Origin of the sequence: Flavobacterium reichenbachii (assembly GCF_002217435.1) — a bacterium.
GTDB lineage: Bacteria > Bacteroidota > Bacteroidia > Flavobacteriales > Flavobacteriaceae > Flavobacterium > Flavobacterium reichenbachii.
In genome coordinates this window covers 14204-29268 of record NZ_MUHF01000010.1, presented here as the reverse complement: position 1 = coordinate 29268, position 15065 = coordinate 14204, and the positions used below count along the sequence as shown (strand labels likewise).

The 15065-nt window shown below is 32.6% G+C and carries 10 protein-coding genes; 4 read left to right on the top strand and 6 right to left on the bottom strand.

Going from position 1 to position 15065, the window contains the following annotated elements:
• The first annotated feature begins 150 nt into the window (after window positions 1–150).
• Both kynU and B0A68_RS10165 read left to right on the top strand, forming a co-directional pair.
• Window positions 151–1428, top strand: coding sequence for a kynureninase (gene kynU, locus B0A68_RS10170; protein WP_035681930.1), 1278 nt, complete (start codon window positions 151–153; stop codon window positions 1426–1428).
• A gap of 347 nt (window positions 1429–1775) precedes the next feature.
• Entirely contained in the window at window positions 1776–2216 is a 441-nt protein-coding gene (locus B0A68_RS10165; protein ID WP_035681932.1) for a YMGG-like glycine zipper-containing protein, read from the top strand.
• A 58-nt stretch (window positions 2217–2274) separates the two neighbouring features.
• On the opposite strand, the gene B0A68_RS10160 is transcribed toward B0A68_RS10165, so the two are convergent.
• Together B0A68_RS10160 and B0A68_RS10155 are read right to left on the bottom strand one after the other, a co-directional pair.
• Complete coding sequence (locus B0A68_RS10160) at window positions 2275–4086, bottom strand: hypothetical protein (protein WP_035681935.1); 1812 nt, start codon at window positions 4084–4086, stop codon at window positions 2275–2277.
• Window positions 4087–4442: 356 nt separating this feature from the next.
• The gene (locus tag B0A68_RS10155) at window positions 4443–5999 is read right to left on the bottom strand and encodes a hypothetical protein (protein ID WP_035681937.1); all 1557 of its coding nucleotides are present in this window, start codon (window positions 5997–5999) and stop codon (window positions 4443–4445) included.
• A gap of 117 nt (window positions 6000–6116) precedes the next feature.
• Here B0A68_RS10155 and B0A68_RS10150 point away from each other — a divergent pair, with 117 nt between their 5' ends.
• Window positions 6117–8504 (top strand): penicillin acylase family protein, encoded by a 2388-nt coding sequence (locus B0A68_RS10150; RefSeq protein ID WP_035681938.1) that lies wholly within the window; start codon window positions 6117–6119, stop codon window positions 8502–8504.
• A gap of 58 nt (window positions 8505–8562) precedes the next feature.
• Window positions 8563–10260, top strand: coding sequence for an RDD family protein (locus B0A68_RS10145; RefSeq protein WP_051892453.1), 1698 nt, complete (start codon window positions 8563–8565; stop codon window positions 10258–10260).
• 77 nt (window positions 10261–10337) lie between these two features.
• On the opposite strand, the gene B0A68_RS10140 is transcribed toward B0A68_RS10145, so the two are convergent.
• The 4 genes from B0A68_RS10140 to B0A68_RS10125 form a co-directional block, all read right to left on the bottom strand.
• Entirely contained in the window at window positions 10338–11786 is a 1449-nt protein-coding gene (locus B0A68_RS10140) for a serine hydrolase domain-containing protein (protein ID WP_035681941.1), read from the bottom strand.
• Between the two features lie 260 nt (window positions 11787–12046).
• Window positions 12047–13558, bottom strand: a complete 1512-nt coding sequence (locus B0A68_RS10135; RefSeq protein WP_035681944.1) for a serine hydrolase — start codon at window positions 13556–13558, stop codon at window positions 12047–12049.
• A gap of 76 nt (window positions 13559–13634) precedes the next feature.
• A complete protein-coding gene (locus tag B0A68_RS10130; protein ID WP_035687803.1) occupies window positions 13635–14429 on the bottom strand; it encodes a helix-turn-helix domain-containing protein in 795 nt (264 codons plus the stop codon).
• 43 nt (window positions 14430–14472) lie between these two features.
• Window positions 14473–15012, bottom strand: a complete 540-nt coding sequence (locus tag B0A68_RS10125) for a hypothetical protein (protein WP_035681947.1) — start codon at window positions 15010–15012, stop codon at window positions 14473–14475.
• Between the last annotated feature and the right edge of the window lie 53 nt (window positions 15013–15065).

Sequence of the window (15065 nt, the reverse complement as noted above, 5' to 3'; positions counted from 1 at the left end):
TGACAAATCAAAAAGAACACGAAGCTTTGCGAACTTTGCGGTACATCCACAAAGCATATCAACATGAAACTTGAAACCTGAAACATGAAACCTCAAACGTGAAACAAAACAAACAAAATTTGTTATTTTAGCAGACAAAACAAAAACACAATGACTTTTCAAAATACTCGCGAATTTGCGAAACAGCTTGATGCCCAAGATGCATTAAACCATTATCAGGAACAATTTATATTTCCTAAAGTAAATGACAAACGCGTTATTTATTTTACAGGAAATTCTTTAGGATTACAGCCAAAACGTACCAAAGCTTATATTGATGAAGTAATGAACGACTGGGCAGAATTAGCTGTCGAAGGTCATTTTTATGCCGAAAAGCCTTGGTGGGATTATCAGGAAAGATTTGCAGAACCGTTGAGTAAAATTGTCGGAGCACTTCCGTCAGAAGTTACGGTAATGAATACCTTGACCGTAAATCTACATTTATTGATGGTTTCTTTTTATAAGCCTACAAAAACACGTTATAAAATTATCTGCGAAGAAAAAGCTTTTCCGTCAGATCAATATATGTTTCAGAGTCAGGTACATTTTCATGGATTAAAACCAGAAGATGCCATAGTAGAAATCAAAAGAAGAGAAGGTGAGCATAACATTCGTCTAGAAGATGTTTTGGCAAAAATCGAAGAAGTAGGCGAAGAACTGGCTTTGGTTTTAATTGGTGGAGTAAATTATTATACCGGACAGGTTTTCGATATTAGAACCATTACTGCTGCCGGACAAAAAGCAGGAGCAAAAGTAGGCTGGGATTTGGCACACGCCGCCGGCAATATCAAATTAGAACTTCACGACTGGAATGTAGATTTTGCAGCGTGGTGCAGTTATAAATATATGAATTCCGGACCAGGAAATGCTTCGGGATGTTTTGTTCACCAGAAACACCACCACAATTCAGATTTACCAAGATTTGCAGGCTGGTGGGGGCATAATAAAGAACGCCGTTTTAAAATGGAACCCACTTTTGATCCTGTTCATGGAGCAGATGGATGGCAGATTAGTAATTTGCCCGTACTGTCTTTAGCGCCGTATTTGGCTTCTGTAGAAATGTTTGCAGAAGTTGGAATGGATGCTTTAATTGCCAAAAGAGATCATATTACATCTTATTTAGAATTTATTTTACACGAAATTGATCAGGAAGTAAAAGGTTCTTTTGAAATAATTACGCCTTCTAATCCAGCCGAAAGAGCTTCTCAACTTTCTGTTTTTTTGCATGGAGAAGGAAGAAGTTTGTTTGATTTTTTAATGAAAAATGGTGTTATTACCGATTGGCGTGAACCAAACGTAATTCGTCTTGCGCCAGTTCCATTATATTGTTCTTATGAAGATATGTATGACTTTGGTCAAATTCTAAAAAAAGGAATTTTAGAGAAATAAGGGTTAATTAATCTCGCGAAGTTCGAAAACGCAAAATTTTTGTTTCCCACTGATTCTGCAGATTTAGCAAATTTTTTGATAAAGTTTTTCAAAGAATAATCCCCTAAATCTGCAGAGTCAGCGGGAAAAATTTCAACGTATTTTGAAATCTTTTTAATTCTTTAAATCTGTGGCAAATAAACTTTGTGTCTTCGTGACTTTGCGAGATTTAACCATTCAGATTTAAATTAAAAGTCTGCGAGAAAACACAAAATCTTCTAATTTTATAAAATTTTTAAAAAATTCTGTAATAAACAATATAACAGTTATTCCGTATTTTGTAGTGTATAATTTTAAAAACTACAATCATGAAAGGCTTATATATAATATTAGCGGCAATTCTTTTAACTTCTTGTCAAAATCAAAGCAAGGAAGATGTAAATAAAGCCAAACAAGCCACTATTGATTCAATGAAAGTTGAGATTAACAAACAACGTGTAATAGATTCAATGAAAACTGAAATGGCTAAGATAAAAGAGGAGCAAAAAGTTGAATCTCAAAAAGAAAAAGTTGTGGTAGTACATCAGCAGGCTGCAAACGGTACTACTGCGACCACAACGACAACTACCAAAAAGAAAGGCTGGAGCGCAACTGCTAAAGGAGCTGTAATTGGTGCCGGTGTAGGAGCTGCAACTGGAGCAATCATCAGTAAGAAAAAAGGTGAAGGTGCTATAATTGGTGGTTTAGCCGGAGCTGCAGTAGGAACTGGAACAGGTGCTGTTATTGACAGTAAAAAGAAAAAAGAATAGATTTTACTTTATAATATTTAAAAACGCCGATTTAGAATTTCTAAATCGGCGTTTTGTTTTATACTAATTCTAGTGTTGGAATCTGGATCGCATTCAATTCTGATTTATAAAAATCAAATTGATTTTGGATTTTTTCTTCATCACTTTTAAAATAAAGAGTAGAAGAAAACAGATTTTGATAATATTCAATTCCTTGTAAAATATTGGCTTTAAAAGAATTCCACTTCTTTAACTGGCTGGCAGTAACTTCACCAGAGATCGTTTGAATTTCATTTCTAAAATAATCAACATACATTTTTAATTCCTTTACAAATATATTGGGGCGTTCATCTGTTCTTATTATCGATTTTCCGTGATAAATATGATGCAGCATATCTTTTAAAGAAACTTCCTGATCAAAATAAGCCAAATTTGGCCCGGGACAAATTACCACGCCTTGTGCCTGGCCTTTTATTCTAATATTATTTTCCAGATAAGAAGCATTTGCCAAGCCAACACACAAACATGATTTTTCGGTTATTTTAATTTTACTTCTTTCCAATTCGGCATCAGATAAAGTGTTTTTTCTGCTTTCTAATTCTTCCAGCTTTAGGTCTTGATATTTTTTTGAAGCCGTGCAGATTCCGTGAGGATCGTATTCTTTGCTTAAAGCTAAAAACTTCTTCGGACACGAACTTCCTGCTTTATGTTCGTGAATGCGTTTTTGTTTCAAAAATTCGTTTGTAGTACCGCGCAAAGTATTAAAAGGAACTCCCAATGGCGAAATATTACTCAGATAAAAATCATCTTCTTTGGCATTCATTAACAAATTTCGTGTTTCCTGATCTACAGATGTAGCTTCGGGAACCAATAAAAAAGGAGAACCCCATCCGACAGAATCAACTTTATATTCGTCCAATAAAAAATTATGTTCCTCTGCAGTTCCGACGCCGCCCTGAATTGTAATTTTTAATTCTAAAGGACTTTCTGGAAAATGCTGCTTTTTTAGCTGTAGCGCTTTAATCATTAATTCGTGGGCAGATTGTATCAACTGCTCTTTTTTTTCTTTGAATTCCTCTAAAATAGTGCCTATTAAGAGTCCGTCGGTAGCAAAGGCATGACCACCGCAGTTTAATCCCGATTCGATACGGTATTCTGAAACCCAAAGTCCCTTTTTGGCAAGGAAATTTCCCTGAATCATAGCCGATCTAAAATCACTGACTTTTAAGGTTATTTTCTTTTTCAGCTCGTTATTTTCATCTGGAAAAAAGTCTTTAAAATTTTCAAAATAACTGTAAAGTCTTGGATTCATTCCGGCAGAAAGCACAACAGAAGATTGCAGACCGCTGTTTGCAAAACCTCTTAGGGCAGCATGAGCATCATTAAATTCAATAGGAAGCTGTTCTTCTTTAATAAAATTATCCTTGTCCAGTTTTGTCATGATGTTAACATCGATTTCTCCGGGAAAGAGATGCGACTCGATATAATTCTGAATGTTTTCTTTAAAAGTAATTCCGTCGTCTAATAAATTTTGGAACCCTTTTTTTATATCAGAAGTATTGGGCAGCATAGACATAAAGTTTTCTAATGTCGTTTTGCTTTCTGCCAATTCAGTTTTAAAATTTTCGAACTTCTCTTTTACAATTTTATCGACTAGATTTAGGTAAGATGTAATTCTCTGAGCACGATAATCATGAAATTTCTGAGTGATTTCTTCGTAGGGAATATTGAATTTATTACTGTAAAAATTACGCATTTTTTCAATCAAATCATCATCAGCGATGGAAACAACAGACGAAATACCGTACTGTGCCACTCTTATGGGGCTGTCTATGGTGTAAGCAAGTCCCATTACCGGAATATGAAAAGTATGTAAGGGTTTTTTTGTCATTTGTTTTCAGATTAAAATAAAAACAAATGTTGGAAAAATAAATTTCTAAAAAACTGATAATTGTCAGGTTTGGGAATATATGGTTAGAAAAAAGTTTGCCGCGAATTTCACGAATGAGCACGAATTATTTTTAGTTCAATACAGATGAAATATTCGTTTTAGTAACTTGTTTAAAAAAGTTTGCCAAGAATTCCACGAATGTGCACGAATTAATTTTAGTTCAATACAGATGAAATATTCGTTTTAGTAACTTGTTTAAAAAAGTTTGCCGCGAATTCGACGAATGAGCACGAATTGTTTTTCAACGTAATGCAGATAAAAATTAGTGTCAATTCGTGGAATTCGCGGCGAAAAATCTAAATCAAAATCTTCTTCAAAGACTCCGCAATGCTTCGCCATAAAAAATTGTAGAATGATTTTTCCTGAATTCTTTCCAGTTCAACATCAGCATTTTTTGCTTTGTCTTTAGAGTCATTTTTGACAAGTAAATTTGCAATTGCCGATTTAAGTTTGGCTTCTTTTTCGGGATTTTTCTTCTTGTATAATTTAACTTTTAGATCATCATAATCCAAAGAAGCATTTCCTTTTGAAATATTATCATTTCCATAAAAATTAAAACTATATTTATTGAAAACTCCTGTAAACGAAGCTTTCATATACGGTTTGCTGAATCGTCCCATGGCAGCAACATCAAAATTTGAAATTGCGCCCTGAATGTGAAAACCATCATTTTTATCCAAAACATTAAAACTCCAATCTACACTTAAAGGTGAGTTTTTCATGAAAATGCATCTTACTTTAATCTTTACATCAGCAGTTTTTTTCAAACCAAAACCACTTCTGAGATTGGTGGCCTGCAGATTAAATTTATCAAAATTCAGAACTCCGGGTCCTTCAGAAAAATCCTTTTCTTCTTCATAAACCAATTTCGATTTTAAAACCTGCAATGTGTCAATCTGAAGCGGAAATTTAATATTTCGAAGCAGATGATTGTAAAGGTATTTTTTGCTTAAATCGTCTTTTGGCATTTTGCCTCGATAAATATTTGCATTAAAATGATTGATTACTAACGAATTTGCTTTGAAGTAAAAGCGGTCATTTTTAAAACCCCAATCCATTTTTGAGACTTGTGCCGAATCAAATTTTAAAGTATAAATATCTTTTTCTTTGTCTAGTCTTTTAACAAAATTTGGTCTGTCAAATTGAGGAATATTCGAGAAATTATTGATTTTCAGGAAGTTATTTTCAGTGCTAATTTTTCCAATATTAATATGATAGAATGCACTTGGTCTGTAAAATAAGCTGTCAATAACTAAAGCGTAACTTTTATATTGCAGCGGAATTTTTTCTTTTAGAGTAGTATCCGTTATTAAAATACCTTCTAATTTTAAAATGATTTTTTTAATGCTGAAAATAGGCTTTTCGGTATCAAGCGAGACAACATCCACCGTTCCGTCATTTAAATAAATATTAGAAACAGCAATAATTTTTCGGAAAGGATCAACAATTTCATTTTTAATGCTTTTGCTGTCATTGATAAGTTTCTCTCCTTTTTTGTATAAAATAACACGAGGTTTATTGATGATAATACTTTCAGCCTGAATAATATCGCGAAAAGCTAAATCCCAAATATCAAAATGTTTAATTGTAATTGATTCAATTTTAGAAAAGAGTCCGTTTTTACTGTCTTTAGGTTCATTTTTTGGACTTACTAATACTGTTTCGGCATAGATATTTTGAGAAAAAAGTGAAACTTCGATTTTTTCATAATTGATATTATACGCTGTTTTGTTTTTCTCGTGAATAATAATCGGAAGCTGTTTTTTGATCCAGTAATTCAGTCCGATATTGACCAAAATCACAATCATAAACAAAGATATTACCCAAATCGCTATTTTTTTATATATTGACATTTATAGTATATAGTTTAAATACATAAATTTAGACTTTTAATGAGAAGAATTTTTACATTATTCTTCTTATTAGTTATATCATTTAGAAACTTTATTGTTTAAACTTTTTAAGAAAATATGAGAAGATTCAAAAAAATTCTGCTGATTCTGTTTGTGCTTATAGTTGTAATTGGAATAAGTTTATGTGCCTACATTTTTCATCTAAAACCTAAATATGAAGGGGAACTGCAATTAAAAAATTTAGAGAAGCAGACCACGGTTTATTTTGATGAATTTGGAGTTCCGCATATTTATGCCGATTCAGAAAAAGATGCCATGACAGCACTTGGATATGTTCACGCGCAGGAACGATTGTGGCAGATGGAATTGCTTCGCAGAATTGCACCAGGAAGATTGTCTGAAATCTTTGGATCTGTTGCACTTAAAAACGATAAGTTTTTTGCTGGTATTGGTATCGAAGAAGCTTCGGCGAAAGCCATTTCCAAATTAGATAAAAACAGTCCGAGTTATCAATTGACTTTGGCTTATCTGGACGGAATTAATCAATATCTGGATGAAGGTGTTACACCAGTTGAATTTACTTTGGTAGGCGTAAAAAAAGAAAAATTTACTATAAAAGACGTTTACAATATCTTCGGCTACATGTCTTTCAGTTTTGCAATGGCTCAAAAAACAGATCCTTTGCTAACTGATATTAAAAATAAATATGGTGCTGCATACTTAAAAGATTTAGGCATTGAAGGCGAATTTAATACTACGCAAATTAAAAGTTCAAAAGAAAATATTGAAGAATATACGGCTATTTCAAAATCAGTTGCCGCTTTATTAGATAAATCGCCGATTCCGCCGTTTGTTGGAAGCAACAGCTGGGTTGCAGGACCGCACAAAACTAAAAGCGGTAAAGTAATTTTTGCCAATGATCCACATATCGGATTTTCTCAGCCTGCGACTTGGTACGAAGCTCATTTAATAACGCCGAAATATGAATTGTATGGCTGTTATCTGGCAGGAACGCCGTTTCCATTATTGGCACATAATCGTGATTATGCTTATGGTTTAACGATGTTTGAAAATGATGATATTGATTTTTATAAGGAAAAAAATAAAGATGGAGACTCAAATCAATATCAAACGCCGGATGGTTTTGCAAATTATGAAATCAGAAAAAAGACAATCAAAGTCAAAGATACATCAGATGTGGTGATGACAATTAAATCCAGCCGACACGGACCAATTATGAATGATTTATTGGAGCGTTTGGACAGGAAAAATCCAATTGCCATGTCTTGGATTTATACACAGCAGCCAATCAAGATTTTGGATGCGGTTTACGGACTTTCGCATGCAAAAAACAAAGATGATTTTAGGAAAGCAGTACAATTGGTAGCAGCGCCGGGATTGAATGTAATGTACGGCGATGCCAAAGGAAATGTGGCCTGGTGGGCAACAGGAAATCTATACAAACACAATAAAGGCGTGAATTCTCATTTTATTCTTGACGGTTCAAGCGGTAAAGATGATATTGTTGAATATTTAGACTTTTCTAAAAATCCATCTGCAGAAAATCCAAAATGGGGATATGTCTATTCGGCCAATAATCAGCCGGAACCAATTGACGGTTATTTGTATCCGGGCTATTATCTTCCGGAAGATCGTGCAAAAAGAATTTCGGGTTTAATGGATGCAAAATCAGACTGGGATAAAAAAGCGATCAGTAAAATGATTTATGATAATACTTCAGACACTGGAGTTGGAACGGTTCAAAATCTAATTTCGAATATTGATCTCAATTCTATTTCAACAGCAGAAAAAGAAGCCGTAAATATTCTGAAATCTTGGAAAGGGACAACAAATCTGGAAGATGTTGCGCCAACGATTTACAACAAATGGGTTTATCTCTACTTAAAAAATACTTTTGAAGACGAAATGGGCGAAGACAATTTTAATTTGTTTTTAGGAATTTCTGTTGGAAAACAAGTCATTGCCAATCAAATTAAAAATGAAAATTCGGTATGGTGGGATAATATTAAAACTAAAAAGATAAAAGAAACCAGAAAAGATATTGTTTCAAAGTCATTTCATGAAACGGTTGCGGCGCTTCATAAACAATTGGGAGACAATGTTTCAGATTGGACTTGGGGAAAAGTACATACAGTAGAACACGAGCACCCGTTAGGAAAAGTTGCAGCGCTTCGCGGTTTATTTAATGTTGGGCCTTTTGCTTCGCCGGGTTCAAACGAAGTGATTAATAATTTATTCTTTGGTTTAACCAATGAAGGAAAGTACTATGTTAAAGGCGGTCCTTCAACCCGAAGAATTGTAGATTTCTCTGATATCGAAAACAGCTGGAGTATCCTGCCAACCGGACAATCGGGAAATCCGTTTAGTAAACATTACAGCGATCAGGCCGAAATGTATAACGCCGGAAAGTTTAGAAAAATGAAATTGAATAAAGAAGAGATTATAAAAACATCGACAAAATTGATTTTTAAACCGAGAAATTAGTAGTGATTATAGTAATAAAAACTATTTTTGACTATTTTTTAGATCTAACGCTTTTTTAATGTATAAAAAAATAATTACACTTTGTGCTTTAGTGATTTCGCTTTCTGGAATTCTACTTCAATTTTTGGGAAATCTTAATAGAACACTTTTTTTTATATTAGAGCGACTCAAATGTGATATATTACTTATCAATGAAAATCTTTTTTGGATAAGTGCTAATTCTTGGAAATTGCTTTTTAATATCTTGCTTTTCATTGGTGCTGTTGTTTTCTATATCTCTAAAGAAAGAGAAACCCGAATTTTACGTTTTGTTTTCTCCGTTTTATTAGTAGGGAACAGTTATACGATTTTTTTTTACTTTTATTTCTTTTTTCAGCCAGAACAAAAGCTTGGTGTAATGGAATACATCTATGTCTTTGGAACGATAGGACTGCGAATTCTTATGTTTTATTTTTTCTACAAAAGCATTCTTTATTTCAATAAGTTAAAGATAATAGATCATGAAATTCTTGTTTACACAAGAACGACAGAAGTATCTTATTTTAAAGCTGATAAGTGGCAGCGTTTGTTTCATTTGGTTTTTGATTCAATAATTTTTGGAATAATTGGTTTTCAAATCGTATTTATTGGTGCACTTATAAAAGGATTTGAGTCCATTTTTAGAAGTGTCGAATGGCTGATTAATCGACAAACTCTTCCAACAATTCTCGTTGTTTTCTTTGGAACCCTTTTTTATTTTGTATTTGAAAGTCTTTTTCAAGCAACGCCTGGAAAATTTTTGACAGAAAGCAGAGTCACAGATAAAAAAGGATTAAAAGTACCTGCTTCAACTATTTTTAAAAGATCATTGTGCAGAAATATTCCTTTTGATCCGCTTTCGTTTTTAGGAAAAGCAAATTGGCATGATTCTATTTCTAATACTTTCGTTTATAAAGAAAAACAAACTGGAATAAAAGGCAAGTACTATTTTTTATTAATTCCCTTAACAGTCATTGTCTTTACTTCGATGCATTATTTGGAGGTTAAAATAGAAAAAGAGAGGTTTTTAGAATATTCAAATAAAGTTCTGAGAGAAAAAAATAAAAAAATAGTAGAATCTTTAAAAACGATTGATACAAATACGGTATTGCAATTACCAACCAATGCTTTTAATTTTAGGAATATATTTTTAAAAGCAGAGAAAGTAACAGATTCGATTATCGAGTTTTCCGTTTTGTATGTGGAAGAAACAGGAGATGATCTCTATATTGAAAAGGGATATGAAAATGCTAAAGGAAGATTACGAAGAATCCAATTAAAAAGAAGCGATTTGCAAAGGATGATTTTAAGGGATTTTAAACAATCTCCTAATTATGACGAAGACGATAAAAAAACCTTTTTAGGGATATCTGAAATTCCTGCGCTAAAAGGAAAATATATTGATGATGTTTTGGAGTTGAATTCGCCTAATTTAATGGCGTTATTTGAACCAAATTTTACTGATAATGAATTGTTGTTGAACTTGAGATTAATAAACAAAGGCATTCCTGCAGAAGTCGTTTCGATACTGCCAGAAAGCAAAGATGTAAAATGGAATGTGGACGATTTCCCTACGGATTTTGATGATAACTATATAATTTATCTGATCGCAGAAGGAAAAGGAATTGAAAATTATAAATTAAAAGTAATAGTGAATGATAGTTTAAGCAAGCAGTTTATTTACGAAATATCAGGAACAAAAGACCAACATGAAGCCACAGTTATTTTGTTAAAGTAAACTTTGCAAATCTTGTGATATAAAAAAACCTTTATCAAATTGATGTTTGATAAAGGTTTTTTAAATTTTATATGATTTTATTTCTTAGAAATTTCAGCTAATACTTTTTTTCCATTTTCGTTAGAAGGATCGAGCTTTATGGATTGTGTGTAGTTGGCAATGGCTTGTTTTTTATCTCCCTCGGCCAAATAAGCTTCGGCTAAACTATCATAAACATTTCCTGATTTCGGAAAATTTTCTACGTTAATTTTGAAGACTTCAATGGCTTCTTTCTTTTTCCCATCTTGCAAAAGCTGATATCCAACTCGGTTCATATCGTCTTCTTTAATGCCGTAAGTGGGATCGCTTTTAAGTTTTTTATAGGCATCTGTTCCGGCTGTTGTTCCTTTTTCTGCAAAAACATCCAATAAATCCAGCGCCAGCGATTTCTTAGGCTGATTAAAAGGTTTGTTGTATAATATATTATGGATTTCATCGGTCATTTCTCCTAAAACAGTTCCTCCCGTATTGTTCAATAAAACAATTAGATTTTTATCTGTAAGGTCACGAGAAATGATAGTATTAAAGCCATTGATGCCGCCGCCATGTCCAACAGTTTTTAATTTGCCTTTAGCTCCATTATCATTTTCTTCTACAAACCATCCGTAGCCATAAAATGCGCCGCCCGATATTATATAAGGTTTAAATAAGGATTCTATTGATTTTTCAGAAAGCAGCTGAGTCGTATACAAGCTCTGATCCCAAAGATATAAGTCTTCTACTGTAGAATATAGAGATCCTGCAGCATACGGAATACTCATATCAAGGTAAGCAGCATTACTTAATTTTTTGCCTTCTTTTTCATAACCTGCTGCTCTGTTCTTTAATATAATATTGGTATGATCGTAACCTGTATTAACCATTTTTAAAGGCGTAAGAATCGTTTCCTGTAAATATTGTTCGTAGGTCTTACCCGAAATTTTTTCGATAATATAACCCAGCAAAAAATAACCAGAATTACTGTAGTTGAATTTTGAACCCGGCGTAAATTCTAACGGAAGAGTGTTAAACGTTTTTACAAAGTCTGCAGGAGAATATGGATTTCTGGCCTTTTCTCTCATAAAATTTGGAACACTTGTATAATTTGGAATTCCAGATGTATGAGTCAGCAAATTATGAATCGTTATTTTGTCTCCAGTTTCCTTTGGATAATCTGGTAAATAGGTCGTAATCGGAACGTCTAGTTTTAGTTTTCCTTCTTCGGCCAGCTTTACAATTAAAAATGCTGTAAATTGCTTGCTGATAGAACCCAGTCTGAATTTAGTGTCGGGTTGGTTTGGAATATTCCATTCAAAATTAGCAGAACCGAACCCTTTTTTAAAAATGATTTTTCCGTTTTCAGCCACCAAAGCCGAACCGTTAAATTGTCCGTATTCGTTGTATTTGCTTAAAAGCTGTTCGATTTGTTTGGCTTTGTCCTGCGCAAAAATGATTGTAGAAAACTGCAGTATTACGCAGAGCGCAATGAGTTTGATTGATATTCTCATAATGGTTTGATTGCTTTTGGATTAATTAAATGGTTCGTTTTTGATTGATGATTGAAACTTCCTAACAATTAGATATTCAATATTTTGAATCGAAATTACAAATTTTTATCGAATTAAATCTAGCCGTTTAATTGTTAGACGATTGATTTGTGATTTGGTTTCAGTACCATTCAATTTTTTTTCATTTCTTATAAAGTAAAGATCAAAAACTGCATAAAAAGAATCAGTATATCTTAAAAATCTATAATTTTTTATTGGCTTTATTTTGTTTCGATATCGACTATTTTGCTGCCGTTTTCGCCTAAATAATGCACTACTATAGTTTCAAAAATCTTATAACCATCATCAACATTAGTAAAAATTACTAGACCTTGTTTTGTTTTTGGCAGTAAAATAAAAATAGTCTGAACGCCTTTGTCTGCACCGCTGTGAGATAAAGCATAATTTTCATTTCCCAAATCATAAATTTCAAGACCTAAGCCAAAGTATTTCCCTTTTTTAGTTGAAACCTGATGCGAAGTCATATCGTCAAATACTTTTTTGCTTAAACCGTCGCTGTTTAATATACTGCATAAAAAATTGCCGTAATCCTCGATTGTTGTTACTAAATCATCGGCGGCGCTTGCAGTTTTGTTTTTTGTAGGTTCGTAAGCATTTCCTTTATTGTTGTAATTAACGGCATATCGCGAAAGATCAATTTTATCATTCCAAATAAATTGTGTGTCATTCATTTTCAGCGGTTCAAAAATTAATTCATATGCCAGTTGATCTAATGTTTTATGGAATTTTTTCTCTAATGCTTTTTTTAAATATTCAAATCCTTCGCCAGAATATTGATATTTTGTTCCGGGTTTAAATTTAAAATCCAGTTTTCCGGATTCATTCATAAATCTCCAATTCGGAAAACCCGTCTGGTGGCTTAAAATGATTCTTGAGGTCAATAGTTTGGTATTAGGATCATTTGCAATATCCGGATCAGTCCAATATTTATATAATGGTTCGTCTAAATCCCATTTTCCAGAACTTACTAATTTTAAAGTTACAATAGCAGTTACTGGTTTCGTCAAAGAAGCTACATTAAAAATAGTGTTGTACGGAGCCTTAATTCCTTTTTTAATTTCTCCAAAAACTTTCACTTGTTTTAGTTTTCCGTCAGTGATAATACCGATTCCTAAAGTCGGAACATTGTTTTCTTTGAGCCATTTTTCGGTTGTTTCTTCACTATCAAAAAGATTTGATTTGTCTGGACTTGTGCTAATCATTTTATGATCGTAACTAAGCGATCGTGCTAATTTCCATGACTTATTTTGTAACAGCCAGAGATGCGTAAATTTGGCAAAACTTCCTGGTTCTTCTGGTTTTTCGGGAGATTTTTCGTAAAAACGATGCGTGGACATTTGTATCGCGCCATATAAAACACCATGCTTATTGTGCAACGGATAAATCTCAGTACTTCCGTCGACTAATTCCCTGCGGTAATTGTATTTTCTTGTGGGTGAACATATTCCATTTTTCAGATTGTATAAAAACTTGGTTTTGTTTGAAACGCTGTCTTTATCGTGATAAAACTCAAAATCAGCAGTATATAAGTCTTCAAATTGTTTAATATCACAAGTATTAAAACCAATATTAAAAAGAAGGCTGTCTCGGGACATAATAGTTTTGTACAGCTCAGAATTTTTTTGTTCCTGCGAAAATCCAATTTGGATTTGAAAAAGCAATATTCCAATTAAAAAAGCTTTTAAATGGAAAAAAGAGCGATTAGTTTTCATTTGTAATTGATTGATGATTAATGATTTTGCAATAATAGGTCAATCAAAACTCAAAAAATTGTACAAATGCGAATAGTTATCTTTTTTGTGAAAGAAAATACGAATCGGGATTGAACATTTTTGGAGTTGTTTTCGTTACATCTTTAAATTTCTTTATAAAATGGGATTGGTCAAAATATTTGTTGTAAAGCGCAACATCCGTTAATTTAAGTTTTTCTAAATCAGAGTTTACCATTTGATCTACCGATTTTCTGAACTTCAAAATCTGAATGTACTTTTTAATCGTCAAACCTGTTGCAGTTTTAAATTTAATTTGCAGTAATCGCTGCGAAGAGTTTAATGCTGTACTAATTTCTGAAACCGAAATTTCTTCTTCCTTAATTTTGATTATTTCGCAGATTTTTTCAATTGTATTTTGGTCTGAATGCAAAGCTGCTAATTTTTCAAAATACAAATTAATCGTATGTAATAAGGTTTCAATGTCAGATTCAATTTGAATTTTAAAAGGTAATTCAGAAGGATTAATTTTAATAATAGAATCTGTAAAATCGCTCAAATCATAATCTGGAAACAACGAAATTGTCCAGGCTTGAAGCTGTATTATGGTGATTGTAGTTTTTGGCTCAATATTCACCAAAACTTTATTGGTCATTTGCGAACAAAAGTAAATCCCTTTGTTCATTTCGTATTTCTTTTTACTGGTATGAACTTCTATAGCATTGCCGTTTACAATCGCCAGATTAAAACAGCCGTTTGGCAAAACGAGTTTGTTTTCGATCAGGCTTTCGCCGATGCTGTTATCCAGACACCAAATTTTATTGACAAACCTTTCAGCTTTTTGACTTACGTAATGTTCTGAGTAGAGGTTCATTTCGTAGTGTTTATTAGTTTGTTTTATAGAATTCAATTGAAGTTTATTTATAGGTAATGCTGGCGGCATTAATTTTTATTGTATCAACCAATTCTTTAAATGAGCTGAGATATTTATTAAATTCACTATTGTCTTTTGCAGATAAAACGGCAGTAATAATTGTAGTTTTTGATTCGATAACGAGTAAAATTTCTTCTTTAGAATCGGGATATATATAAGATACAATTTTGTAACGGCCCGTTAGGAACTCATCTTTTTTTAAATTTTCAAAATTTAAATGAAGCTCACCGATTTTTACATCTGGAATATTATTTTTTAGTTCTGAACTATTTCCGTTAATCCATAAATCCATATCAGGAGGCGATTGATAATCTAATCCGTAAACATACATGTACGTATTATCGCTGACATTTTTTTCGTTTGGTTTTATTAAAAAAGGAATTTGATCATTTTCTGCCTGAATCCAATTTTTAGGGATATTCAGAGTTATTAAATGCTTTCTTCCAGTTAACATTTTTGCTTGCGCATAAAAATTTACCGAAACTAGAATAAAAAACAGGATTAGATAGATTTTGCTTTTCATGAATTTTTTTGAAAATTTATAGAGCGAATGTATCACTTTTTTTGCTAGAGAAT

Bases quoted from the DNA above. Each gene is read 5' to 3' on its own strand.
- B0A68_RS10130 (WP_035687803.1), bottom strand. From the start codon at position 14,429: ATGAACCTCTACTCAGAACATTACGTAAGTCAAAAAGCTGAAAGGTTT.
- B0A68_RS10165 (WP_035681932.1), top strand. From the start codon at position 1,776: ATGAAAGGCTTATATATAATATTAGCGGCAATTCTTTTAACTTCTTGT.
- B0A68_RS10140 (WP_035681941.1), bottom strand. From the start codon at position 11,786: ATGAGAATATCAATCAAACTCATTGCGCTCTGCGTAATACTGCAGTTT.
- B0A68_RS10145 (WP_051892453.1), top strand. From the start codon at position 8,563: ATGTATAAAAAAATAATTACACTTTGTGCTTTAGTGATTTCGCTTTCT.
- B0A68_RS10135 (WP_035681944.1), bottom strand. From the start codon at position 13,558: ATGAAAACTAATCGCTCTTTTTTCCATTTAAAAGCTTTTTTAATTGGA.
- B0A68_RS10155 (WP_035681937.1), bottom strand. From the start codon at position 5,999: ATGTCAATATATAAAAAAATAGCGATTTGGGTAATATCTTTGTTTATG.
- B0A68_RS10150 (WP_035681938.1), top strand. From the start codon at position 6,117: ATGAGAAGATTCAAAAAAATTCTGCTGATTCTGTTTGTGCTTATAGTT.
- B0A68_RS10160 (WP_035681935.1), bottom strand. From the start codon at position 4,086: ATGACAAAAAAACCCTTACATACTTTTCATATTCCGGTAATGGGACTT.
- kynU (WP_035681930.1), top strand. From the start codon at position 151: ATGACTTTTCAAAATACTCGCGAATTTGCGAAACAGCTTGATGCCCAA.
- B0A68_RS10125 (WP_035681947.1), bottom strand. From the start codon at position 15,012: ATGAAAAGCAAAATCTATCTAATCCTGTTTTTTATTCTAGTTTCGGTA.